The sequence below is a fragment of the Aminipila terrae genome (assembly GCF_010120715.1).
Classification (GTDB): Bacteria; Bacillota; Clostridia; order Peptostreptococcales; family Anaerovoracaceae; genus Aminipila; species Aminipila terrae.
On record NZ_CP047591.1, the window covers coordinates 54,479 to 77,732 of the forward strand.

Annotated in this window: 24 protein-coding genes and 1 pseudogene; 2 read left to right on the forward strand and 23 right to left on the reverse strand. The window is 37.0% G+C overall.

Going from position 1 to position 23,254, the window contains the following annotated elements:
• Positions 1–36: 36 nt before the first annotated feature.
• From Ami3637_RS00210 to Ami3637_RS00265, 12 genes are all read right to left on the reverse strand, one after another.
• Entirely contained in the window at positions 37–834 is a 798-nt protein-coding gene (locus Ami3637_RS00210) for a MerR family transcriptional regulator (protein WP_162360791.1), read from the reverse strand.
• 81 nt (positions 835–915) lie between these two features.
• Positions 916–1,974: a hypothetical protein gene (locus tag Ami3637_RS00215; protein WP_162360792.1), complete on the reverse strand. Its 1,059-nt coding sequence runs from the start codon at positions 1,972–1,974 to the stop codon at positions 916–918.
• A 20-nt stretch (positions 1,975–1,994) separates the two neighbouring features.
• Positions 1,995–2,411 carry an NADPH-dependent FMN reductase family protein gene (locus tag Ami3637_RS00220; RefSeq protein WP_162360793.1) on the reverse strand — a complete coding sequence of 139 codons (417 nt, stop codon included), beginning with the start codon at positions 2,409–2,411 and terminating at the stop codon, positions 1,995–1,997.
• Positions 2,404–2,991 (reverse strand): TetR/AcrR family transcriptional regulator, encoded by a 588-nt coding sequence (locus tag Ami3637_RS00225; RefSeq protein WP_162360794.1) that lies wholly within the window; start codon positions 2,989–2,991, stop codon positions 2,404–2,406. Before Ami3637_RS00225 ends, Ami3637_RS00220 begins: the two co-directional genes overlap by 8 nt.
• A gap of 356 nt (positions 2,992–3,347) precedes the next feature.
• Positions 3,348–4,184, reverse strand: a complete 837-nt coding sequence (locus Ami3637_RS00230) for an MBL fold metallo-hydrolase (protein WP_162360795.1) — start codon at positions 4,182–4,184, stop codon at positions 3,348–3,350.
• Between the two features lie 120 nt (positions 4,185–4,304).
• Positions 4,305–7,172: an S-layer homology domain-containing protein gene (locus tag Ami3637_RS00235; RefSeq protein WP_162360796.1), complete on the reverse strand. Its 2,868-nt coding sequence runs from the start codon at positions 7,170–7,172 to the stop codon at positions 4,305–4,307.
• Positions 7,173–7,177: 5 nt separating this feature from the next.
• Positions 7,178–7,435 carry a hypothetical protein gene (locus Ami3637_RS00240; RefSeq protein ID WP_162360797.1) on the reverse strand — a complete coding sequence of 86 codons (258 nt, stop codon included), beginning with the start codon at positions 7,433–7,435 and terminating at the stop codon, positions 7,178–7,180.
• A gap of 80 nt (positions 7,436–7,515) precedes the next feature.
• The gene (locus Ami3637_RS00245) at positions 7,516–9,096 is read right to left on the reverse strand and encodes a GLUG motif-containing protein (protein WP_162360798.1); all 1,581 of its coding nucleotides are present in this window, start codon (positions 9,094–9,096) and stop codon (positions 7,516–7,518) included.
• Between the two features lie 237 nt (positions 9,097–9,333).
• Positions 9,334–10,635 (reverse strand): GHKL domain-containing protein, encoded by a 1,302-nt coding sequence (locus Ami3637_RS00250; RefSeq protein WP_162360799.1) that lies wholly within the window; start codon positions 10,633–10,635, stop codon positions 9,334–9,336.
• A 101-nt stretch (positions 10,636–10,736) separates the two neighbouring features.
• Positions 10,737–11,468, reverse strand: coding sequence for a LytR/AlgR family response regulator transcription factor (locus Ami3637_RS00255; RefSeq protein ID WP_162360800.1), 732 nt, complete (start codon positions 11,466–11,468; stop codon positions 10,737–10,739).
• A gap of 230 nt (positions 11,469–11,698) precedes the next feature.
• Positions 11,699–12,325 carry a type 1 glutamine amidotransferase family protein gene (locus Ami3637_RS00260; RefSeq protein ID WP_162360801.1) on the reverse strand — a complete coding sequence of 209 codons (627 nt, stop codon included), beginning with the start codon at positions 12,323–12,325 and terminating at the stop codon, positions 11,699–11,701.
• 108 nt (positions 12,326–12,433) lie between these two features.
• Entirely contained in the window at positions 12,434–13,396 is a 963-nt protein-coding gene (locus Ami3637_RS00265) for a helix-turn-helix transcriptional regulator (protein WP_162360802.1), read from the reverse strand.
• 307 nt (positions 13,397–13,703) lie between these two features.
• Here Ami3637_RS00265 and Ami3637_RS00270 point away from each other — a divergent pair, with 307 nt between their 5' ends.
• Positions 13,704–13,943 carry a hypothetical protein gene (locus Ami3637_RS00270; protein ID WP_162360803.1) on the forward strand — a complete coding sequence of 80 codons (240 nt, stop codon included), beginning with the start codon at positions 13,704–13,706 and terminating at the stop codon, positions 13,941–13,943.
• A 58-nt stretch (positions 13,944–14,001) separates the two neighbouring features.
• Here Ami3637_RS00270 and Ami3637_RS17755 read toward each other — a convergent pair whose 3' ends face one another.
• From Ami3637_RS17755 to Ami3637_RS00290, 5 genes are all read right to left on the reverse strand, one after another.
• The gene (locus Ami3637_RS17755) at positions 14,002–14,130 is read right to left on the reverse strand and encodes a hypothetical protein (protein WP_279286679.1); all 129 of its coding nucleotides are present in this window, start codon (positions 14,128–14,130) and stop codon (positions 14,002–14,004) included.
• Positions 14,131–14,254: 124 nt separating this feature from the next.
• The gene (locus Ami3637_RS00275) at positions 14,255–15,232 is read right to left on the reverse strand and encodes a lipoate--protein ligase (RefSeq protein ID WP_162360804.1); all 978 of its coding nucleotides are present in this window, start codon (positions 15,230–15,232) and stop codon (positions 14,255–14,257) included.
• Positions 15,225–16,934 (reverse strand): dihydrolipoyl dehydrogenase, encoded by a 1,710-nt coding sequence (gene lpdA, locus Ami3637_RS00280; RefSeq protein ID WP_162360805.1) that lies wholly within the window; start codon positions 16,932–16,934, stop codon positions 15,225–15,227. Before lpdA ends, Ami3637_RS00275 begins: the two co-directional genes overlap by 8 nt.
• A 13-nt stretch (positions 16,935–16,947) precedes the next feature.
• On the reverse strand, positions 16,948–17,301 hold the full coding sequence (locus tag Ami3637_RS00285; protein ID WP_162360806.1) for a carboxymuconolactone decarboxylase family protein: 354 nt from the start codon (positions 17,299–17,301) through the stop codon (positions 16,948–16,950).
• A gap of 114 nt (positions 17,302–17,415) precedes the next feature.
• A complete protein-coding gene (locus Ami3637_RS00290; RefSeq protein ID WP_162360807.1) occupies positions 17,416–17,865 on the reverse strand; it encodes a MarR family winged helix-turn-helix transcriptional regulator in 450 nt (149 codons plus the stop codon).
• 169 nt (positions 17,866–18,034) lie between these two features.
• Between Ami3637_RS00290 and Ami3637_RS17160 the strand changes: the two genes are divergently transcribed.
• Entirely contained in the window at positions 18,035–18,181 is a 147-nt protein-coding gene (locus Ami3637_RS17160) for a hypothetical protein (RefSeq protein ID WP_243158060.1), read from the forward strand.
• Positions 18,182–19,238: 1,057 nt separating this feature from the next.
• Here the strand turns inward: Ami3637_RS17160 and Ami3637_RS00300 are convergent.
• From Ami3637_RS00300 to Ami3637_RS17760, 6 genes and pseudogenes are all read right to left on the reverse strand, one after another.
• Positions 19,239–19,841: a hypothetical protein gene (locus Ami3637_RS00300; protein WP_162360808.1), complete on the reverse strand. Its 603-nt coding sequence runs from the start codon at positions 19,839–19,841 to the stop codon at positions 19,239–19,241.
• Between the two features lie 762 nt (positions 19,842–20,603).
• Positions 20,604–20,996: pseudogene (locus Ami3637_RS00305) on the reverse strand (LCP family protein); the annotation flags it as partial.
• Between the two features lie 23 nt (positions 20,997–21,019).
• Positions 21,020–21,196, reverse strand: coding sequence for a hypothetical protein (locus tag Ami3637_RS00310; protein WP_162360810.1), 177 nt, complete (start codon positions 21,194–21,196; stop codon positions 21,020–21,022).
• A gap of 68 nt (positions 21,197–21,264) precedes the next feature.
• On the reverse strand, positions 21,265–22,242 hold the full coding sequence (locus Ami3637_RS00315; RefSeq protein WP_162360811.1) for a M56 family metallopeptidase: 978 nt from the start codon (positions 22,240–22,242) through the stop codon (positions 21,265–21,267).
• A gap of 51 nt (positions 22,243–22,293) precedes the next feature.
• Positions 22,294–22,665, reverse strand: coding sequence for a BlaI/MecI/CopY family transcriptional regulator (locus Ami3637_RS00320; protein ID WP_162360812.1), 372 nt, complete (start codon positions 22,663–22,665; stop codon positions 22,294–22,296).
• Positions 22,666–23,091: 426 nt separating this feature from the next.
• A complete protein-coding gene (locus Ami3637_RS17760) occupies positions 23,092–23,217 on the reverse strand; it encodes a hypothetical protein (RefSeq protein ID WP_279286680.1) in 126 nt (41 codons plus the stop codon).
• Positions 23,218–23,254: the final 37 nt, after the last annotated feature.

Consider the following 23,254-nt stretch of genomic DNA (forward strand, 5'->3'; position numbering starts at 1 on the left):
CGGGTCAATGGCAAATTTTCAATTTATTCTAAAATTTCATTTTATTTCTGCATACACTCTGTAATATTCCGTGTATTCTCCTTTTTCATAATTTACTATACATAAACGTCCATATATTTTACCTGTAAGTGCTATTCCATTCTTGTCAGCGTAATCCACCAAAGGCTTAAGCATCTCTTGAGTATTATCTGTGTATTTCACCACTGAATATAGGGATTTTTCACAATACTCTTCTTCGTAATCGCACAGTTTAAACTGAAACGGCAAATTCTGCCCTACACCGCTGTCTAGCACCACATATCTGTGAAGTCCCTGATTTTCTTCTTCATTGGAAATATTACAAGAAAAAGCGTAAAATAAATAGTATATCATTTCTTTATTGTCGTGGAGATCATCCATAAATTTGATTATATCTGTTTCAAATTCATCAATATCCGCAATAGGCTTGATTGCCACAGGCATCTCTCTGATATCAAATTTTCCTACAAGATTGATACCATCCTCATTGTGGAGTGTAGCCCAATTTTCAAGTTTTGTTAATAAAGTATTATATTTCGAAATTTTATTTGTTATTTCAGTTATTTTACCGTTTATCAAAGAAGATATACCTTCCATGTCCATACCCTTTTGTATGCGTGCAATTTGTTTTATAGAAATATCTACATTTCGGTAAAACAAAATATCTGATAAAAGTATGATATCTTCTATGGTGAATTGCCTATATCCATTATTAGGATTCTTTTTAAGGTGTATTAAACCTTCTTTTTCATAGTAGACAATGCTTTCTACAGAAACTCCAAACAATTTGGCAACTTGACCTATTGAATATACCATAATTACCTCCGTCTATAATGACAAATATTCTTACTAATTATTAAAAGTGTTATTCTATAGTGTAGCAATTAATCTCTTTAGCTAAACCACTTTGCTTTTGTGATTTATTCTGTTCTCCCATATACCATTCATCTGAGATATTTCTTCTAAGTCAACTATACCTTTCCAACTGTAATAAGTTGGCCATTTCTTGAAAACCTTTACAAATGTAAATAATAATTTATAAGCCAAAGGATACTTTCTAGGCTGCCACTCCCTGAAATTACCAAGATTAACATGGACCTTATCTGCGATTCTCATTAATCGATACTGACCCCAGGTTATCTTTACCGAAGATATGTATATCTCAAAAGACCCTTTAGTACACTGGTTTTCAGGCAAATCCATCAAGTTAGGAAATCCATCCGGAAAATATAGCTTCGCATTATGCATACCCTTACCTATTTGAATCTGATCAACTTTTCCCAATTTATTACAACATATTTCTGTTTTATCTTGGATTGCTGTTTTTCCTGGCATTCCATCAAAGCACAAAGGACCTGTACCATTTCTGTTAAGCTCCACGATGTTTAGCTGGGAACAATATCTCACCATATAATTGCGATGACCCTTAATTAAAATAGGCAGTATTACTGGTTCAAGGATACGATCATCTAACGAGCAGTTGATTTGTGTGGTTTTACAAGGAGCAAAGTTGATATCATTCATATAAACAAAAAACAGCTTCTGGGGTCTTTTAATACCGCCACCAATGGGAGCCAAAAGGGGAACAGGATATTTTCTCATACTTTTTTCTGTAACCTTCAACTCATTCTTCCTACCTTGCGCATCTGTAAAAACCAGATGTAACTGCAGCCCTTGTTCAGTTATTTCAAAGAGGTTCTGTTCAAAGCGGGTCATTTTGCAATCATTGATGCCGGCACCGATATTAAAATTTTCATCATAGATGATACCGGCTTCGTAATACACATCTACTTTTCCATCTCGCCTATACCGCAGCAGACGAAGCCCTTTTCCATTAACCGGATCATCAAAGAATTGTGGCTCGAAGCCATCAAGCTCTTCATTCCCTTTGAAGCTGATGACAGCAAGTCTTCTCATGTGTTCAAATGCAAAATGGAATGGTAGTACATACCTCATAGTAATCCTCCTAATATCTCTTACCCTTCTATCATTCTGGCAGCGAAAGCGACTACTTCCTCAATTTCATTTTTATTTGGATGACCAACTTTAAAAAGTAAAAAACTTCCCTGACAGATAAATTCGTCTACCACAGGAATGTCTTTATCCTGGAGAATCTTTCTAACAGTATCCTGCCCCTGTTTTTTTGACGCACAGGAGGTGATAAGTACAACACTCTTTATCTTCTCTTTATTTAAGCTTTTCACAAATGCTAAAAGCTCCGGCAGACTTTCCCCTCCGTAAATACCTCCCACAAGAAAAAGCAGATCTGCTTCTCCTGATAACAGATTATCCGATACATTCTCTGACGGAATATTAAGGGCATTTCCAATAGCCTCTGCCAGCCTTTTAGAATGTTTGGTTTTCGTTGCATATACAATACGTGACTTACTCATTTGAAAGAACCCCCTTTAAAATAATATCAAATTGAACCCGGAACATTTCTTCTGCCACATCAATGCTTAAATCTATATATCTTGATATCATAAGATCAAAACCCAGAAAGGAACTCCAAATAGAAAAGGCGGCTTTCTCGCAATCTATTTTTCTGATTTGCCCTGTATCCATTGCCTTTTTCAGCCTTTCCCCTAGATAACTTATCCATTCTGGTTGGCCGGAATTCTTCCTGCTATATTTATGAAGAACAATAAGGTTAAATTTTTCTGGTTCCTCAAAAGCAAGTTTCATAATCATATGGAATATCGTTTCCATTTCAGACAGGATATCCTGATTGCCCTTCAGCAATTCCGTAATTTTTCCCTGAAGCCATTGTGTCTCTTTTTGCTCAATTGCATCAATAATCTCCTGCTTGTCTTTAAAATGATGATAAATAATACCTGTAGAGTATTTCATCTCATTAATAATTTTTCTAATAGACACCTCTTCGAAGCCTTCCCTGAACCCGATCTCTAGTGCCGTATCTAGAATCGCCTGACGAACCAGCTCACTGCGCATTTTTTGATCTTCTCTTGCCATATAAGTATGCCTCCAACATTTTATAACACTGTTTATTTTCATAACACTGTTATAAAATAATAATACTTTATGTGTAATATGTCAATAAGCATCATCATTCAAATCAAATTTTCACTATTTATATTATATTGGATGCAAAAAGGCACCAGGAATAGGTTGGAAGTAATTTTAGCCATATATTAACCTATACGAAACAAAACCGTAATCCTTTTCAATATTGGATTGCGATTTTTTATTGCTTATTTTACAGTTTACTTCTATACTGAAAAGCGGCAGGGTTTGTAGTTCATTTAAGTTGACTGCAAACTCTGCCGCTATTTATTCACTGATTAAATTAGAATTTGTCATTATAACTATTAAAAATCGCTAATCATATTATTACTTAGTGTTTTAAATACTTGAGAATATTTTTTAAACCCTTCATATCCAACGATATAAATATTCGGCATATACGAATACCTTACCTTAGAATAAGCAATTCGTAACAAACCATTGTCAATAGCGGTATGGTTACTAAGAGCAACATCAACATTTTTTTTATCAGCTTCTTTAATAAAATAATCCAGTGAATCCATATATGTCTGAATATCTGGTTTAGTGCGTGGCGGAGTGGCACCGCCAAAAATAGCAGCCATATGGGGTATGTCATTATCTTTGACCGGAAAAATGTAACTTAAGCACCCAGGCGTATGTCCCGGTGTGCTGTATACATAAATTTTTTTGTCACCACATAAAATAACATCTTTATCATTGAGATAAACGTCAATATTGTAATTTTTCCATGTTTCAGGTCTATCAGGTTTGGTTGGATACTCACGCCAGTAAATATCGTCGATTCTTGACATATAAGTCTTCACATTATGGTTATTCACCAGCCACTTACCGCAGCCGGTATGATCTACATGTCCATGTGTAAGTATAAGTTTATATAACAAATCCGGATTCCATCCAACATCTTTAATAGCACCAACAATTGCTTCGTAGGCCTTAACTGACGGCCAAATTGCGTCTATTACAATAAGCCCCTCAGATGATTTCAGCACAAAGCAATTGGTTTCTTTTTGAGTAACAATTAACAAATCATCGAAAATAAGTGCATGTGTAAAAAATGACATGTCTTCCATATCAATAATTTTTTGCTTTGTAAGAACTGGACTATCTAATCTGTTTAGTACATTATTTATTTTATTCATTATTAAATCTCCTCTACATAATATTAATAATCAGTAACTATGCAGAGGTTGCTCTTTTTGTAGGATGCATCTTTTGAATTATTTTCTTATTCAATATGTCTCATCTTCTTTCTAGTTTATCTATTTCATAATGTTTTTTACAAACCGTTCAATTACCGCTGCTACTTCGGCTCTTGTAGCGTTTCCCTGAGGAATAAAGCGGTCCCCTTCTCTGCCTGTTATCACATTTGTTTCCTGACAGTATTTAGTACCGTCCATTGCCCAAGATGAGATGCTTGCGCTATCTGCATATACAAGGGAACTGTCTGTAACATCTGCCTTTTTTAAGAACTTCGCAAAGTTGAACATCATAACTGCCATTTGCTCACGTGTTACCTTTTTGGTTGGAGCAAACTGGTTTTCTCCTATACCTTTTATAATACCATTATTATTTGCCCATGCAACATACTTTGCATAATACTCGTTTGGATTTACATCAGAAAAATTACTTTTACTCAAAATGCTACCATAAGAACGCTCGTAAAGTCTACCGATTGCTGTAACAAACATGGCTCTTGTCATGCCTTCATTTGGTCCAAACTGATCTTGTGTTTTCCCAATGAAAATTTCACGCTCCGTCACAAAGTCAATACTTGGTTTTGCCCATGCTATGGTATTGTCCGTAAAAGTCTTTGGATTTTCTTTGAATTCTACGGTAACGCCGGCCGGGGCAACATATTTGTAAAGATTGCCTACAATTGCAGAAAAACCAATGTAAACCTTTTGATTCTCTTGATTGTAATACGCAAGTGCGCTTTTCTTTACAAAAACAGCTTTAATTTTATGAGTTTTGCTATCTGAAAAGGTGTATTTCTCCGTTGCTCCTATGCTCTTGCCATCGACTACTACATTTGCTATTACATAATCGTCATCTGGGATAAGAGTTGCAGTCTTTTTGTCCTCGCTAATGGTGATTTTACCGCCCTCACTTGTTTCCTTAGTGATAGTTGATGCCACTACACTACTACTCGAGCCTCCGCCAGAGCCTCCACCTGTATTATTAGTTGGTGTTGATGGCGTGGTATATGCAATTCCATAAGTGGAGAATTTTTTTACAGTAAGCTTGATTGTTGTACCGTTATTGATAAGCTCTATTTTCTCTCCTGCCGGATTTGCCTCTGTGGTAATGGTATTTACCTCAGTTCCATGGTAACGATATACAACATAGTTTGCTCTGCCTTGAAGCGAGGTAGGGAGTGGAATAAGCACCTCTATTAAGCTTGGAAGCTCCTTTAGAATAGCGGATTGCGAAGAAATTTCGTCTCCACTACTATCCTTTACCGTCTTTAGCACCGATAAGTCAACGAAGATGCCTACTGTTTTTCCGTCTGATGTTGCAGTAGCTGAAATATCTGTTGCGTTTGTTGCCGTATTATCCTTTTTCTCTGCAATAAGCTTAATTTCAACGGAACCACCGTTTGTTACCACATCATTATCGGTTGAAGTTACCCCCTTATCTGGTTCTGTGGCCGTTACCTGAAATTGTGTATCCAGCCCACCTACAACAATCGGCGGTGTGGAAGGTTTTACTTCAACAACACTATTGGTCTTTCCACTAGGAAGTATGATGGCACTTTCCAGGGTGTTATTTGTATTATTCACTACTACAAGAGTAGTAACGGTAATTCCATTTTTACTCACTACCAGATTATAGGTGCCATTTATTACGTTCTCAATGGTAAATTTACCATCCACATCAGTTTGAACCGATAGCCCAACCTGGTTTTGTCCATGCATCAGTTTAACTGTGGCATCCTGAACGTTGCTACTATTTCCATCCTGCACGATTCCTATAATTTTATAAATTGGGATTTCCGCATAAGGTGTTGCTGCAATAGTAATCGTCTTTTGGGAAGTAAATAGTGTTTGTAGTCCCTTTGAAACTGTTATTTTGAATACATAACTCCCGTTTGTACCCGCAGGATCTACACTTGTTCCAGCAATAGGCACTATGTAGCTTTCTTTGTTTACTGTTACGTTAACGGTATTGTTATTCACTGCACTTTCTGCTATAGCTTTGAGCGCATCCTGAATACCCGCTTCATCGATAGCGCCTACTTGAGTCATGTCTACATAAGTTGCGTTATCCGCCGCATTTTGGGCATTGTTAACCGTTGCAATGTCAGGGTCGGCGTCTTCTGTGATTATCATTGTAATGGTTGTTGAATCCTCAATGCTTCCTTTTGAAATCACAACATCATATTTACCAGTTTCGCTGTTAAACGTAACAGTAGCGGTTACGCCTGTAGCATCCCCTGTCAGCAAGCCCTCCACATAACTTTTCACAGCCGCCGTTTTCGCTGTTTGATCTGCCCCAAATGCTACAGTTACTGTGCTGTCTTTGATGGCAGTTTTAGCTGCGGCAACCGCATTCACATCACTTACACCGGTAAAAGCTGTTGCCTTAATTGTAATTGTCTTTTTTTCTGTTTTTTGTGTTTGACTACCCTTGCTTACGGTTACGGTGAACTCATAGCTACCATTTGTGCCAGTAGGATCTGCGCTGGTTCCGGCAACTGGTTCAGTGTAGCTTTCTTTGTTAATTGTAACGGTTACACCATTATCGTTTATCGCTGTAGTTGCGGTTGATTTAAGTGTGTCTTTAATTATGTCTTCACTCGTTGCGTCCGTTTGGTTCATATCTGCATAGGTTGCACTTTCTGCCGCATTTTTGGCATTGTTAACCGTTGCAATGTCAGGGTCGGCATCTTCTGTGATTGTCATTGTAATGGTTGTTGAGTCCTTAACGGTTCCTTTTTGAATCGCAACATCATATTTACCAGTTTCGCTGTTAAACGTAACAGTAGCGGTTACGCCTGTAGCATCCCCTGTCAGCAAGCCCTCCACATAACTTTTCACAGCCGCCGTTTTCGCTGTTTGATCTGCCCCAAATGCTACAGTTACTGTGCTGTCTTTGATGGCAGTTTTAGCTGCGGCAACCGCATTCACATCACTTACACCGGTAAAAGCTGTTGCCTTAATTGTAATTGTCTTTTTTCTGTTTTTTGTGTTTGACTACCCTTGCTTACGGTTACGGTGAACTCATAGCTACCATTTGTGCCAGTAGGATCTGCGCTGGTTCCGGCAACTGGTTCAGTGTAGCTTTCTTTGTTGATTGTAACGGTTACACCATTATCATTTATCTCTGTAGTTGCAGTTGATTTCAGTGTGTCTTTGATTATGTCTTCACTTGTTGCGTCCGTCTGGTTCATATTTGCATAGGTTGCACTTTCTGCCGCATTTTTGGCATGGTTGACCGTTGAAATATCCGGATCGGCCGCTACGGTTACTGTTACTGTATACTCTTTTTTGTTCCGTCTTCGGCTGTTACTGTATAAATAACAGGGTCTGTAAAGTCTTTTCCTATACCGCTTATAGGTGAAATGGTTGCTTTTGGTGAAAAAGTGATAGTGGGAATAAGGTTTGTAACAGTGGTCCCATATGGAACCGTAATAGCAATATTTGTTCCTGTTATTGTCCCTGTTACAGTAGGGCTTGCAAAGCTAAACTCCGTAATATCGCAAGCATTACTTGCTGTTGCCTGCCAAGTTACTGTTATTGTAAGTGTTTTATTAGCATCAGAAAGCACGACAGCCACTGTGCCCCCATTTGTGACCGTTATATCGCTTGCCACAATTGTGCTGTCAAACTCATACCCTGCGCTGGCAGTATACACATATTTTGTTTTGTATTCTGTGCTTGCTGCAAAGCTGCCACTTGCAGCAGCATAGGACGTACCGTCGTCAGACCAAGTAATTACTGGAGCTATTGCACCTGTTGGCACTGTGTTTGTACCGTCTGCAACGACTGCCGCTGTAACAGGAGCAGTTGTGTCAATTGTAATTGGCTTTGCGATTATGATTGGAGGAACATAAAATGTTGGATAACCTCCAGAAACCGGTACCCAAGTGCTGGCTCCTGAAATACTGGAACCATTATTGTTTAGCGTTGTAACAAAGGCTGTGTCCTTCATGTCGACGGATGTCATTTTTGTTCCACCTTCAGTACCACTTCCAACGCCTAATTTGTTTGCATCAGGTCTAGCCCCCCACAAGTTCTGCTCTGCATTAATATTCCAGTATGATTTTGTGATTGTCAGGTTTTGTCCCAATCCAACCAATCCACCGACATTGGGATTGGTAGAAGGAGCTCCACCAATGACAGCACCTGTGGCATAGCAGTTTGTAATTTTACCGCCAGAATTCCCTCCAACCAAACCTCCAACATAAGCACTGGTTCCACCGTTAATACTACCTGTAGCATAGCAATTTATGATTGTTGTACTTTGACTATATCCAAGCAAACCACCCACATTAGCCATATATCCGCCCGTAACAGGACCTGTAGCATAACAGTTTGTGATTGTAGCGTTATAATTGCTACCAACCAAACCGCCAACATATCCACTACCATAATTTGAATTAATTGCTATATCAACTCCAAGATTTTTAATTGTCCCACCGTCAACATTGCCAAACAAGCCTACATACTGTAGGGTGCTTTCAGGAGTAGTCGATGATCCTATTTTAACTTGTGTAATTTTTTTGCTGTTGCCGTCAAAGGTGCCCTTAAATGAACAACTTGTCCCTCCAATCGGTGTCCACGCAACATTAAGAGCAATATCATTCTGAAGCACAAAGGTTGTGTATTGATAGGTAGTTCCACTGTTTACCTTCGTTGCTAAAGCACGGAGCTGTGTCTCGTTACTGATGGTATAAGTCACAGGTACAGAACTTGTGCCTGCTGGAGCTCCTGACGAGTATGGTGTTTCGCTTGTAGCAAACACAGGCACTGTCATTTGCGGCAATAGCCCGATTGTCATGGCAACGGTTAAAATTAAAGACAAGATTTTATTTCTTTTTGTTTTTTTCATATCTTTCGCTCCTTATACATACATACGCCGTTTTTTATAGATGATAAACCCGGCAAGTAAGCTAGAGTTACCAACATTTAATTGAAACATAGCATAAAAAGGAGCGCAAAAACCGTTTTTGGGGCAATTGCTATCATTTTAGGGATAATTGCCTGATTATGTCAAAATAGCTACTGTCAGTGGTGGTTGACAGCAGCTATTGGGAAAGTTCCTAATTCTATTTTCTTATTGAACCTTTCAAAGCACATTGAGGACAATTTGAGCAATGAACTTACCATTATTTACTGAAAAGCCTGATGTGCCTTCATACCGCTCAGCGGTGTAAATCATGCTTTTTATCCCTGTTCCACCACTTCGCTTCTGGGTTTTTGGCAATTCCCCTTCAAAGGCGATATCCTCACGGCAAGTGTTCTCAACTCGTATACGCAGTCTTCCATCTACATATCTTACGGTCACAGTAATTTCCCGTATATTCTCATCCGGCAGTCGCAAACAGCCCTCAATGGCATTTTCGAGTATATTACCAAAGATACAAGTCAAATCAACGTTATCAATACCTATTTGTTCAGGGACAACTATTTGAAAAGTAATCTTAATTTGTGCCTGCTTGGCTTTTTTTGCATAGGCATTGCAAACACTGTTGATAATTGGATTTTTGCAAAAGACTGTACTTTGGCTCATGTCCAAAGCCGCATCAAAGCTTTGCATATATCCTTCAAGTTCGCTCAATTTACCCGCCTTAAGCATTTCCATGATAACTGCATTGTGGTGATGCATATCATGCAGTTGCTGGGATGCCAAAGCTACTGCCGCCTTTTGCCGTGCAAGCTCCGATTCCCACAGCTTGTCTTGCTGTACCATGAGTAAGTTTCGGTTTTCCAAAGCATACTTCTCTACAATATCACTTGCCTGGATATACAAGAGATAGTATACCGCTAAGAACAACAGATAGACCATGACGATAACAATTTGATTCCAATTTTCGCTCTTCCAAAAAAAGTATGGGACCGGATAGTACAGCAGAACGATTTGAAGAATTAAAAACATAAGAGGCACTAACGTGGCTGCACGCCATTCTTTGTCCAAAGAATCCACCAGTCTACGAAAGTGAGGGCGAACAAATTTAAACAACAATGGGATAGTCACCCCATAAATGATCGTACGGGCGATATTGTACTCCGTCACATACACAACACCACCTCCACGTATACTCACCATTGAGCTAATGTAACTGATGGCGATATATATGTTAATGCATGTCAGAAAGTTAAAGACCGACACGAAAATGGCATCAGCAGAGCAGATTAAAAACCATGCAAGTATCAATACCAGAACTATAACAATAGCAATACGATCTGCTGCATGAATGCCCTGAGTAAAAAGCATTCCGCAAAGAATGATTATGCCTAAAAGCATCACGATCAATCCTGCAGTGATGCGTTTTTTGACAGGTTCTCGAAAGCGCATGGTAGAGGCCGATGTCAGAGTTGCTCCAATAATTGATTCAATAAACGATAAAAACAGTAACATTTCGTACATTAGCTTGGCCTCCTTTTTTCTTTATTTTATCTTATCTCAAAATAAGTATAAAATCTGTTTTTGGGGTAATTGCTATTATTTTAGGGGAAATTGGCATGTTTTTAGTCCTCTGTGAACATTTGGAACCGCAAAAACTCATTCTTTAACTTCTGGTAAGCACGGTAGGGGTAAGTAAGATGTTCACCAGTATCAAAAAAGATAGCATCCTTTGAAATCTGTCGGATGTATTTAAGGTTTAGATTCAGAGAAGCGCCGCATCGGGCAAAATATTTGTTCTGTCCAAGCAGTTCAAAAAGTTCTGCGGCTGTCATGCGAACCTCCAGCTTCTTTCCCTGAATCGTATGAATGATCTGATAGTTATTACGCCCCGTTTCTGTAAATACCACATCTCGCGGCATAAGGCGAGTGATACCCTCTGACGTCTTGAGGGTGATAATATTTTGCTGGTCCACATTCATTCGTGATATAATCTTATCCAAAGCAGCAAAAATCCCATCTTCTGTATAAGGTTTAACCAGATATTGTGCAGCATCCACTTCAAAGGCATCAAGGGCATGGTCTCGTGATGTAGTGAGGAATATGATTTCAGCTCTATCCCCAAGCTGACGCAGTTCTCTTGCTGCATCCGTGCCCAACATTCCGGCCATGTAGACATCCAGTAGTAACACGTCAAAGCCACCCTGCTCAGCTACATAGGATAATAGCTCTAAAGGTGCAATGAATGAGCAGGTTTTAATATCATATTGTGGACGCTTATGGGCATACTTTATAAGTAGTTCTTGCGCATTTGTAAGCTCTTGCCGCTCGTCGTCACAGATTGCAATATTAATCATAGGTCTATACCCCTTTCTGTACCGTTTTCATGTTATTATTATAATTGTATGTGTTCAAAAGATAAGATTCAACATAAATCTCTTTATTTTTTATTTTTCGCAAATTATTAAATTCATTTAATTAAAATTGATTTTCTTGATTTACTATTCATTACGCAACTCCTTTTCCTTAATTATGGTTCATAATTTAAACCATGAACTAAGGTGAGAGTCAACCCTCTGGTTCAACATTATTGGATTGAATTCATCAACTCATAAAAATATTCGGATTCATGAGTCCTATAAAGATTATACCAGGCATCTAATGTATTTGTAGAAAACACATTCAAAGCTTGCAAGACATGTACAGAAAATTCCAACGAAGCTATTCCAGAAGCAGTAATTAATTTTCCATCCGTAACAGCCAGCTCATTTTTGTAATACTTTTCACCTTTATAATGGGAACACACCATTTTGAGGTAACCCAAATCGTTGCTTGTATGCCATCTTGTATCCAACAACCCACTTTGAGCAAGCCCTATTGTAGCACCACATATGGCTGCTACAACAATGTTCTCCTTTATACACTGCTCTGCTTTATTTATTATTGGTTCATGGATTGATTCCATCCATGTATCGCCACCCGGTAAAATCAAAGCATCTGTATTTTTAATATTACACTCTTCTAGTTTAATATCAGGTAATATCTTCAGACCTCCCATTGTAGTAATAGGAGTCTTTGTAACTCCTATGGTAACTATATTTGATTTGGATATCCCCTTCTTAAAATATCTTCCTGAATTAAGTTCAGCAGTTAAATAGCCTATTTCCCAATCTGCCATCGTATCAAATACATAAAGATATACCGTACTATTCATTCCAAATTCCTCCTTCGACATCCATAAATCACAAACAACATTTGTTAATGGTTTATGTTTATCGCCATAATATAACAGCTTCACTGACATCTACTGTCAGTGAAGCTGTTATATTTGATAATATTCCATTAACTCCGATGCCACAAAAACAAGTTTTTGCTTAAAACTCTGAGGTTCCATTACCTGGATAGCCTTTCCGTAAGAAAGAAGAAAATAAGGTACATAGGTATGCAGTACTCTATCTTCAACTAAAAAGACAGCTTGGTTTGAAGTCCTCTCTTTTAGATGATGCCCTAAAAACCAATGAATGCATAAATCGTCCAGGGCCTCTGCCCGCCCTTTTATAATTAATGAAACCAGACCATTCTCATCGGCTAAATCAGGCAAAAGATTTTGTAAAAAATATTCCTTGGCTGAGAAGGCTTCCGGTCGTTTAAACATCATTTGCGTTTGTTTTATCTGAACAATTCGTTCAACTCGAAAGCTACGAATTTCATTACGCAAATGGCATAATCCAATTGTATACCATTTATTATTCCAATAAATTATTCCATATGGGTCAATCACCCTTGGACGTGGCTCTTCTTCATGTATTGAACAGTATTCGATTTCTACAGAGTATTCATTTGCTACAGATTGCTCTAATCTCTCCAACACCATCTTTACAGCAGGGGCAATATCTCGGTTTATCACTTCAAAACCGACTAAATGACGATTGAGAATGCTTTCTTGTTCTTGATTTGAATACAATTTCAATTTTTCGGTTGCTCTGCTTAAAGCCTCATTAAAGGGGTATCCTGCTTCTTTTGCAAATACTGCAGCATGAAGAAGTGTTTTTTGTTCTTCCATATCAAAAAACAATGGTGCCTGGATAAAATTGTTCATCAAGCTATATCCACCGTTTTGACCTGAGTCCGATATAATCGGTACTCCACTAGCACATAGAGAATCAATGTAACGGTAAACGGTTCGTATATTTATCTCCAATTTCTCAGCTATTTGCTTTGCAGTTATTTTTCTTCCTGAATTAAGCATCCATAAAATTGCCAGCATATTATCGTTTTTTGCCATAATTTGATCCCCCTTAGCTCAATATTTTAAATATCTTTATAATCATTAAAGAACACTCATCTCCTACAGGAATAACAGTCTAAAACAACATTTTAATTTTACTCCTTTAAGAAGACTTTTACAACAAATTCCAAATTACACTCTAGGCATTGAGTAAGCCTCCATACTCCAAATCAAGTCATGTCTAATACAAATCTGAATATAATTCTTTCATCAGCAAATAATAACTCTATTAATATTAAGTATTAATTGATCAAAAACCCCATTCGCAAGAGAACAACACTTTTTATGAAAAGGAGTAAATTATATGAACCGTGATAAACTCATAGACCAAATAAAAGACGAGTATGCACGACTAGCCTCTACTGAATCCCAAGAGGATTTTATCCAATCCACAACCGATTTAACCCCTGAAGGATATTATGAAAAACTTTTAAGTAAAGCCATCGACGAAATTAACAAAGGAACCTTTGACGATTTCAAATCTGGGGAGGAAGTAGTCTCTGCTATTGCAAACGACAAAAGTTTGCTATCAGGTTGGAAGTAACTTTAGCCATAAATTTTATAACTTATGCTAAAATTGAAAGATCCTGGATAGAAAGATTTTATTTAGTAACAACCATAGCGCCTTTTTCTCTTATAAAATCCGCGAGTTCTTCAATATAAATGCCTTCATTGGCATCCCACATCTTTGCGCTCATAATAGTTCTTGAAGCATAAAGCGTATCAAACATAATTGCATGACATCCAGCTTCAATTAATCCTGCCCAATAAATCCCTTACTCTCCAGTTTGGGATTTGTTTGTTGCAAAAAAAACTGTGCACTAAATCATTATTTAGTGCACAGCTCTATTTTGGTTAAATTATTATCATCTCAATAAGATCTCTTCTGATGGTCTCTTCGGAAATCCATTGATGAATACACTGATAAATGGCTTCTTTCTGATATCTTTTACCTATGAAAGCCTCACCTAATTGTTGAAAGTTTTCATCATTTAGCGCGTCCGTAGACAAATGGCAGTTTTCGACAATACCCTTTTGCACTTCCAGCTGAACCATGATACTCCCCCAGCTTAAACGGGATTCGAATTCAATATTAAACTGAGGAATACTCCCTATTTGCCACGACCACTGATTATAATGAAATTTATACGCTTCATAACATTCTGGCAAGATCGTTCCTTCTTCATGGAAAACGCCGTCAAACGCTGACTTAAACGTTTCTATCAATTGGTGCTTCACCTCTGATACAGTACACTTTTCTGAAAGCGTGCTCAAATTGACAACCCTCGATCTCACAGAGTCGATGCCCTTGGATTCAATTTTTAGTTTAGATGGCGTCAAATACTTTGACAATAGCTCTAAAGAGGATTCAATCAGTAAAGTGCCATGATGACAGTGAACACCATATTCTTCTAGAAAAGCATTTCCAGAGAATTTACTGCCCGAGACCGTCAAATCATTGCGACCACTTAGTGTACTATCAATGCCAAAAGCCTTTAACGCCTTAATAACCAATTGATAATTTCTTTGAACATCCGCTTGATCTAAATGCGTTATAAATGAGAAATTCAAATTTCCAAGGTCATGATACACTGCACCACCACCCGATTTACGTCTAACCAATTGAACTTGGTCTTTTTCCATAAGGGGTAGGTTGCATTCTTTATAGGGGTTTTGGTGACACCCTATAACCACGGTGTGATGACTCTGCCATAAGAAGAGTATGATTTCATAGGGTTCACATCGTTTCATAAGGTAGTTTTCAATCGAAAGATTATCAATGGCATCTGCTTTTCTACCTATTACCAATGTATGTTTTTTGAATTTATCCAAAGTGAATTCCTCTTCCATTTGCCATCAATAAAGCCTCATGAATGGTTTCTCCTAAGGTTGGATGTGCATAAATGGCTTCAAGGGCATCCGATACTTTTGTTTTACTTCTAATGAGTTCACTGATCGTCGCAATCAAATCTGTACCGTGTGCTCCGACAATTGCTCCACCCAAGAGTACTTGGTTCTCCGTATCGACAATAAGCTTCACAAAGCCCTCTGTAGCATGCATTGCAACTGCTTTACCACATGCCATAAATGGAAATTTAACCACTTTGATTGAGTAACCTTCTGCTTGAGCTGTTACCTCATTGAGCCCAACTGTGCCAACTTCTGGCATTGTAAAAATGGTTGAAGGCACTAAATCGTAATGCATTTTGCTATCTTGTCCTGCGATATGTTCAGCTGCTATCATCCCCTGATGAGAAGCCACATGTGCCAATTGAATGATATTGGTTACATCTCCGATTGCATAGATGTTCTCATTGCTGGTCTGCATGTGTTCATTAACAGCAATACCATTTGAACGCTTATTAAGTTTAACTTCCAATTTTGCAAGATCAAGGGCATCTAAGTTCGCTCTACGACCAACCGCCATAAGAACTTTGTCGCTACTGATGAGATGCGCTTGGCCCTCTACTTCTATTTCCGTTACAAAGGTCTGACCCAGCGTCTCACGAATGCTTGTCGCCTTTGCACTTTCATAGATTTTAATGCCTCTTTCAATGGCTGATTGGTATACCACATCACTGACATCAGGGTCTAACATGCTCATCACTCTAGGCAAGAACTCCACGACACTGACATCACTCCCTAGTGCATTGTATATAAACGCGATTTCCATACCGATGACACCGCCACCGATAATGGTTAATGATTTTGGTAATTCTTTAAGCGCCAGTACTTCTGTACTGGTGAGAATATCACACAAGTCACTTCCTTCAATCGGCAATTTAAAGGCACTAGATCCCACGGCAATTATCAATTTTTCAAATTTAATCGTCGCATCGATCTTCTTAGTCTTAACGCCAATGGTTTGAGCATCTATTGCAACAGCTTCACCATCGATTACTCGAATTTGATGGCTATTCATCAATCCCCCAATACCACCGAGCAAGGTTTGGATAACCTTATCCTTATTGGCCATGGTTTTTTGAAAATCTATTTGGATGTTATCCACTTGAAAGCCCAGTTTAGAAGCACTCTTCATCTCCTCTAGAACTTCGACACTGTGCGCTAAGGCTTTTGTTGGAATGCAACCGTAGTTAAGACACGTACCTCCGAGGGCATCTTTCTCAACCAAAACCGTTTTCTTGCCAAGTTGAGATGCTCTAATGGCTGCTACGTAACCTCCAGGACCGCCCCCAACGATTAAGACATCACAGTGAATGTCTTCCTTCATCGGGGTACTGATTCCAAAACTGTAGCCCTTTTTCTTTGGTGGCTCATTTTTCTCGCATTGATAACCCGCAGCGACTTTGATGACACCAACTTTCTGATTTTTCTTTACGACATCGCCATCTCGAACATCTAAAGACTGAATCAGACCGGGAACGCTGGCTAAAATTTTAACAGTACCCTTGCCTGATTCAAGCGTAAGTAGGATATCTCCTTCTTGAACTTCATCGCCAACGGCTACTTTAACTTGTCCAACTTTCGCTTCTTGATCATGACCAGATATCTTGTCAATTATAATATCTTTCATTTCATCACCTTATTCACGCTGTAAAATCATTTGCAAATTCTTCTAAACACTCTTTTAATAACGTTACAGAATACGCCATTGAAGGGCCACCACCAAATGCTACCGAAACCATTGCAGCTTCAATGATTTCTTCTTTAGTAGCACCAGCTTCTAAAGCTTTATATGAATGGTATACGATACAATATTCACATCTGTTGTAACATCCGATAGCAACACTGATAAGTTCCTTTGTCTTAATATCTACTGCACCTGGCTCATATGTTGCACCAAGTAAACCCATAAATGCGCCTACAGCTTCACCATTTGTTGTCGCCAAGTTCTCTAAACCACCTACAAAACCATTCAACATTTCTCTTACATTGTACATAAGATAACCTCCATTTTTATTTGTCATACTAAAATTTGCATATGCAATTATTATTATAGCAAATAGCTTTTTTTTAATCAATAAGATTTTTATACAAAAATAAAAATCTCAGAGTTATATCTGAGATCTTTCGTCATTTATGATATTTTTATACATCTTTGCTTGAACGTTGAGAAAAATTTCAATTTCTTCTTGTGGTATCCCTTGAATGAGGACTTGATTAAACTGCTCACCAATTGGCAATAATTTATCCATGAGGTCAGAACCTCTCTGTGTCAAATCCAAATGAATGACCCTTCGATCTTCCTTACTTCTCGTACGGGTTACAAAACCATCTCTTTCCAATCGGTCAACCAACCTTAAAGCGCTGGAATCATTAATCTCCATTGCCTGTGAAAGTTCTCTTTGAGAGAGTTTACCGTTGGTTTTTAAAAAGAAGAGTGCAATCCACTGTATCCTCGTAATACCAGAGCCATCTAGCCACTTTCCAAAGACCTCACTTAATTTCTTTGAATTATTTAACGTGATGTAATTAACACATTGGCGTATATCAAATTCCGTCATTTCCAAGTTCTCCTATTAAAAAGTTGTGATTTTCTATCAAAAACCATAAAGTACTAAAAGTATACCAAATACTATCCCTCTTGTCTATTAAACATTATACGCTGATTCATCACATTGTGCATCTATTACCATTTTTTCAAATTCAGTGTATTGCTTTATATAATGTTAAATGTCATATGATAAATCTTGCAATGATACTGCACAACTTAATACTTTTGGATTTAATTTAGGAGACATCATGGCGCGAATGAAAGGGCAGAGATTTAAACAGTGCAGAAGGCTGAACTTGAATGTTAATGGCATTCCAAAACGATGAAACATTCCTAGAATGGTCAGGCAAGTGATGCTAAAAACTCTCTCCATATGGACGACAATTATTGGAAAAATAAAGACTTCTCGGTTATTACGAAGTCATGAAAGCAGTTTAGACGCTATGTTCAAAGAGCTAAAAAAGCAACCAGCTACTTTGTTGGCTTTCAAATTTTGTGCTAACTTTTAGTTTATTTTTCCAAAAAATTTATCCTAGAATATGTATCCAAAGAAACTCTAGCACTATTTTTACTTTTTCGTGTTCTTCTTGTAAGGAATCCAAGTCTCTTTTAGTGAAAATGTAATCTATAGCCATTTGTTTTAATGACTGAAAATCCTCCATACTTACATCTTTTAAACCACCGCCAATCCCTTTTGGGGTTGTATTGACTGGATTTCTTTAATATCTAAGGCTTTAACACAGGATACTTTACTTCGTAAAGTCCTGTGGTCTGTGACGCTTTTTGGGGCGTTGCCCCTGATACTATAGCCGGATTTGTGTGAGTTCGGCTTTAAATCCTGTTTATAGGGTGTAACCAAAATACAAAATACTTGGGTAAAAGTTACACTTATTAACCTAGAGGATAGGGCGTAATGAAATAGAGCAGTACTCATGTTTAAATTACATACTTACATGCTATTTTTAGATAAAGTAAATTCAATCCTTTTCGGATAAAAAAAATAAGGCATTACCGGTAGGAGTATATAATAATAAATATATTATTATTAAGTGTAATGAGTAAGTTCATTTGGTGCTGATGGGTAAGAAAATACATTTTATATTTAGCTGCAGCGAAATATAAATAGCTTCTAAATCTGAAGCTATTTTTACGCTGGCCGCTAGGGCACACATATAATTTGCCAAAGCAAATTATATGTTCTCTTTTAAATTTTAACTTTAATATTATTTTATTGTACTGTTTTTTGTAATACTAAAGAATTATTTATCTTTTAAGAGTAAATAAAAGCCTCTATAAAAAACAATTAATCCAGTCGTATAGCATATGCACTTAGACAATCGCCCAAAAAGAATAAAAGGTAACTTATAAAATAAACAAAAAATTTTATTCAATATATCCCCAAGAATGACAAATAGGCAGAAATTTTATTTCAGTAATTTCACAATCAACAATTCTGTTGTTAATAAACACTTTTAGCCCAGCGTTTTTTCTTGATGAGGAATAATTAACGTTGATTAATTCATAATTTCTGTTAGATTTATCTAAAGTATCTTCTTCTCTAAATCTCATTTCCAAATATCCTCCACCATACCAACGAGGAGCATGAAGTTTTAGAGATGAGTCCATGCCTATTGATGGTCTATAAATAAGAAAATTCGTAGTATAAAGACTTTTCCTATAACATAATGCATATACCTTTGTAGGTTCTTTTTTACACTTATCAATCCATGTAAGAACTTCAGTAGAATTTTTAAAATCTTCAAAGTCACACTTCTTACTAGCTAACAAAGCACAGGGGTCAATATTTTCAAAACTATACACCACTACCATTATAAAAATTAAAATTGTAAATAGTATGATTTTTAGAATAGTGGCTCTTTTGGGTTTGTTCTTGGTCATTATTTTTAAAACAAAATATATGATACCCACAATTAAAACAGTTACAAATATACATAAAATAATTAATAGATTTATTATTAATAACATTGTAAATTTTAACTCCTTTTTTCTTTTATACCTTAAAAAACCTTACAGTAGAATTTATTACTGTAACAAATTTACAATAAAAAAGATTTACTACGAGTGTGTGAAATAAACTCTGTAAATTAGTTTTCTATGGGTAAGTTTTGGTTTACTTTCTATGGGCACCCAATTACGATAATAATATATAAAATCAGCCTGGGCATGTCAAGGGCACCCTTTGAAGAAGGTATTCTTGCTGCCGTATTAAATGAAATCCATAGGATTATTTTCTTTTCTCTTTGAAATAACCTTCTATGATAACTAAATTTTACCATAGAAGGCTACTAGATTTTGCTATTTACAGACTTTTTTTCACAGTCTCTTTATTACTGTAAAATAAGAAAAACAGCACTTTTTTACCCATTTTCAAGCCTCAAAATTGCTCTAAAACCACAACACATTATGGTCAATGGTCATTTTCTATTTTCCTTCATTTGGCACTTTTCTTCTCCAGCAAACAAACACACTCCGTATGCCTTGAGTAGACAAAAATGATGTCGTATGAACCTACTCGTTCCTTGTTCCCACTTATCACGGCATGTTCATTTTATACTATATCTATTATACTGCAAGGCTAAAATTTATCTTTTAATAATTGTTGGACTTTTTCTTCATTAATTTTTACATAACTAATACCATCCTCAAATGGTAAAGAATACGGTAAGTTGATTTCTTCGATATTTTCCTTTTTGATGGAATGGTTTCTTACGACAGCAGCATACTTTTTTATCTCTTTTTATCGATATTCGTTTCAATGTTTTTTGATGTTAATTCATAAAGGTGTCCTATATTTTTAAAGATATCAGTCTCACTTTTCTGAGTTAGAATTGCCGCAAGTACATCCTTTTGTACGTCTATTCGAGCAAGATCCCCCTCAGGATATCCTTTTCTAAAACGTACAAGCATTTCTACCTGTTTTCCATCTAAAATCTGTGGTCCCTTTTTTAGTGCAATGTGTAATCCTTGCATTGGATCATCATAATACATATCCTGCGGGACATCATAGCTTATTCCTCCGATTGCATCAATAAAATCTCTCAAGACAGCAGTATCCATCTTTACATATTTTGAAATGTTAACCCCTAACAGATTATTCACTTTTTGAACCACCTGCTCAGGAGAATGGGAGGTAGCGTATAGACTTAGTTTTGTATTCCTACCATCATCCCCTTACACAAAGTATCTCTCGGAATCATTACTACATTTAAATTGCCTGTACTTTGCTCATATCCCATCAAAATAAAGGAATCTACAGGAGTGCTTGTGTTCGTTCCTGTCTCGCAAGCACCTATGAATAATACATTAATCGGCTCATTCATATAGGCCCTACCGTCTAGTGGATTGGATAACAGTAGAACTCCAAAGATAACGCATATAAGTGTCGATACTACAATGACCCTTTTGTCGGTTTTTTATATTTCATTATATTTTTCACCCTTTCCCCAATATTACTTTCTCCAAACCCAATTAATTCCTCTGTAAATAAATTATTTTGTTTTATTGAAATTCCTAGTAAGGTATTTGCGTAGCTCTCTCTTTGGTCCATCGTTGATAATTGTAACACTTTTTCATCACAGGATAGTTCCATGTCCTTACTAGCCAGATAAAACCAAATCCACATAACTGGATTAAACCAATGAAGGATCAAAGCCATATAAGCGATGAGTTTTAACATATAATCAAACCGTTTAATATGTACCATTTCGTGCAGTAAAATATGTTGTACCTCTTTTTCATAGTCTTCATTTAGAAAGAGGAAACTTGGCAAAATAATCTTAGGCTTTCGTATGCCACACACAAACGGACTTTCTACTTGATCCGATATATAAGCTTCAAAGGGATACCGTAATTTAACAATTTCACTACAACACCCTATAAAATCTTGCTTTTTCAATCGAGTAGCGGTACTCACCCTTCTAGCTATTTTTAAATAGGAAATCAAACTATACATGAGCAATGCCGCTATTCCAATGCCCCAAATGGCTGCACATCCCATTAAAATAGAATTCCCTTGGATGAAGTCCATGGGTGCACTTGCGGCCCCACTACCCGCATTTGCCAAAGTAGTTCCTATCATATCTGATTCTTCTGGCCCTTGCTGCATCAATGTATTAAAATCAGGCATATAGGTTTGGCTCAAAGTCTCCCCATACTGTCCCACATTGGGATTGATCTTATCTAAAATACTGAAAACGGAGGAAAAGGAAAAAGGAAAAACTAATCGAAGCAAGACAATGCTCCAAAGAACGTAAGAAAATATCTTAGGCATCTTTTTTCCAAATAAACCACGGAAAACAAAAATAATTAATGCTGCAAAGGTAGCAGTAATACTCATATTAATAACAGTCATAAAAACATTTATCATTCTAATCTCCATTCCACCAATGTAGACAGCACAATTGAAATGAAAAGGAATCTAATCCTCTGCTTCATTTGTGCTTTCATCAATAATTCGTTTTAACTCCTTTAACTCTTGCTTGGATAATGTTTCCTTCTTCAAAAAGCTCGCTAAAAACAAAGGAAGAGAACCATTGAATGTTTTATCAAGAAACGCCTTACTCTCTTGCCTTTGGATTTCTTCTCTCGGTACGATATAAGTAACCATGGCATCTACATTCTTTGTGATCCCACGTTCACACAGTTTACGAAGTACCGTATAAGTCGTTGATTTTTTCCAGCCTAATTCTTCTGTGCATAGTTTAACAAGCTCTGTAGAATTGATAGGGGCATGTGTCCAAATCAGTTCCATAAATTTGTACTCGGATTCAAATAATTTATAATCTGACATTTTTTATTCCCTTCTATTGATGTTATTTTGTATACAAAGCATCACAAGGTTTACTTCGATAAACCTTGTGATAAGTTTATCCCAATAAACCTATTCTGTCAACCTAATTTTTTGGGGTTAGCAGGCTTTTTTGTCATCAGTGAATCACGAATAAGAATTCTGTAGAGTCCAGTAATGAATCTGGACTATCCTCTTTGTGATGTTTTGATTTGTGGTGAATTAAACATAACACAAGTTGGAAGTTTTCGTATTTAATTTAAGATAAACTTATACGCCTATATAAGCTCCACAAAATTTCACTTCATTTTCTCATTCACATCCTACATCATCTATATTTCCTCCCATTTTAAAAGGGCAAAACTCGTTATTTTTATCCGATTTTTGCCCCAAATTCACTTTAAAACCACAACATACTGTCATTCTTTCTTATTCTATTTTTTGATCACATTTCTCCAGCAAACAAACTACCTCCGTATGCCTTGTTGCTACAAAATAGATGCCGTCTAAAGCTGATGGGGCCTTGGCGGCAAATACATCACTCACTTTTATCATAGTTCTAGCCTGAATTTTTCATCCTTACGTTCATTAT

Coding starts and splice junctions, on each gene's coding strand:
- Ami3637_RS00210 (WP_162360791.1), bottom strand. CDS start 834: ATGGTATATTCAATAGGTCAAGTTGCCAAATTGTTTGGAGTTTCTGTA.
- Ami3637_RS00215 (WP_162360792.1), bottom strand. CDS start 1,974: ATGAGGTATGTACTACCATTCCATTTTGCATTTGAACACATGAGAAGA.
- Ami3637_RS00220 (WP_162360793.1), bottom strand. CDS start 2,411: ATGAGTAAGTCACGTATTGTATATGCAACGAAAACCAAACATTCTAAA.
- Ami3637_RS00225 (WP_162360794.1), bottom strand. CDS start 2,991: ATGGCAAGAGAAGATCAAAAAATGCGCAGTGAGCTGGTTCGTCAGGCG.
- Ami3637_RS00230 (WP_162360795.1), bottom strand. CDS start 4,184: ATGAATAAAATAAATAATGTACTAAACAGATTAGATAGTCCAGTTCTT.
- Ami3637_RS00240 (WP_162360797.1), bottom strand. CDS start 7,435: ATGAACCAGACGGACGCAACAAGTGAAGACATAATCAAAGACACACTG.
- Ami3637_RS00245 (WP_162360798.1), bottom strand. CDS start 9,096: ATGAAAAAAACAAAAAGAAATAAAATCTTGTCTTTAATTTTAACCGTT.
- Ami3637_RS00250 (WP_162360799.1), bottom strand. CDS start 10,635: ATGTACGAAATGTTACTGTTTTTATCGTTTATTGAATCAATTATTGGA.
- Ami3637_RS00255 (WP_162360800.1), bottom strand. CDS start 11,468: ATGATTAATATTGCAATCTGTGACGACGAGCGGCAAGAGCTTACAAAT.
- Ami3637_RS00260 (WP_162360801.1), bottom strand. CDS start 12,325: ATGAATAGTACGGTATATCTTTATGTATTTGATACGATGGCAGATTGG.
- Ami3637_RS00265 (WP_162360802.1), bottom strand. CDS start 13,396: ATGGCAAAAAACGATAATATGCTGGCAATTTTATGGATGCTTAATTCA.
- Ami3637_RS00270 (WP_162360803.1), top strand. CDS start 13,704: ATGAACCGTGATAAACTCATAGACCAAATAAAAGACGAGTATGCACGA.
- Ami3637_RS17755 (WP_279286679.1), bottom strand. CDS start 14,130: ATGTTTGATACGCTTTATGCTTCAAGAACTATTATGAGCGCAAAGATG.
- lpdA (WP_162360805.1), bottom strand. CDS start 16,934: ATGAAAGATATTATAATTGACAAGATATCTGGTCATGATCAAGAAGCG.
- Ami3637_RS00285 (WP_162360806.1), bottom strand. CDS start 17,301: ATGTACAATGTAAGAGAAATGTTGAATGGTTTTGTAGGTGGTTTAGAG.
- Ami3637_RS00290 (WP_162360807.1), bottom strand. CDS start 17,865: ATGACGGAATTTGATATACGCCAATGTGTTAATTACATCACGTTAAAT.
- Ami3637_RS17160 (WP_243158060.1), top strand. CDS start 18,035: ATGTCATATGATAAATCTTGCAATGATACTGCACAACTTAATACTTTT.
- Ami3637_RS00300 (WP_162360808.1), bottom strand. CDS start 19,841: ATGTTATTAATAATAAATCTATTAATTATTTTATGTATATTTGTAACT.
- Ami3637_RS00310 (WP_162360810.1), bottom strand. CDS start 21,196: ATGAATGAGCCGATTAATGTATTATTCATAGGTGCTTGCGAGACAGGA.
- Ami3637_RS00315 (WP_162360811.1), bottom strand. CDS start 22,242: ATGATAAATGTTTTTATGACTGTTATTAATATGAGTATTACTGCTACC.
- Ami3637_RS00320 (WP_162360812.1), bottom strand. CDS start 22,665: ATGTCAGATTATAAATTATTTGAATCCGAGTACAAATTTATGGAACTG.
- Ami3637_RS17760 (WP_279286680.1), bottom strand. CDS start 23,217: ATGATAAAAGTGAGTGATGTATTTGCCGCCAAGGCCCCATCAGCTTTA.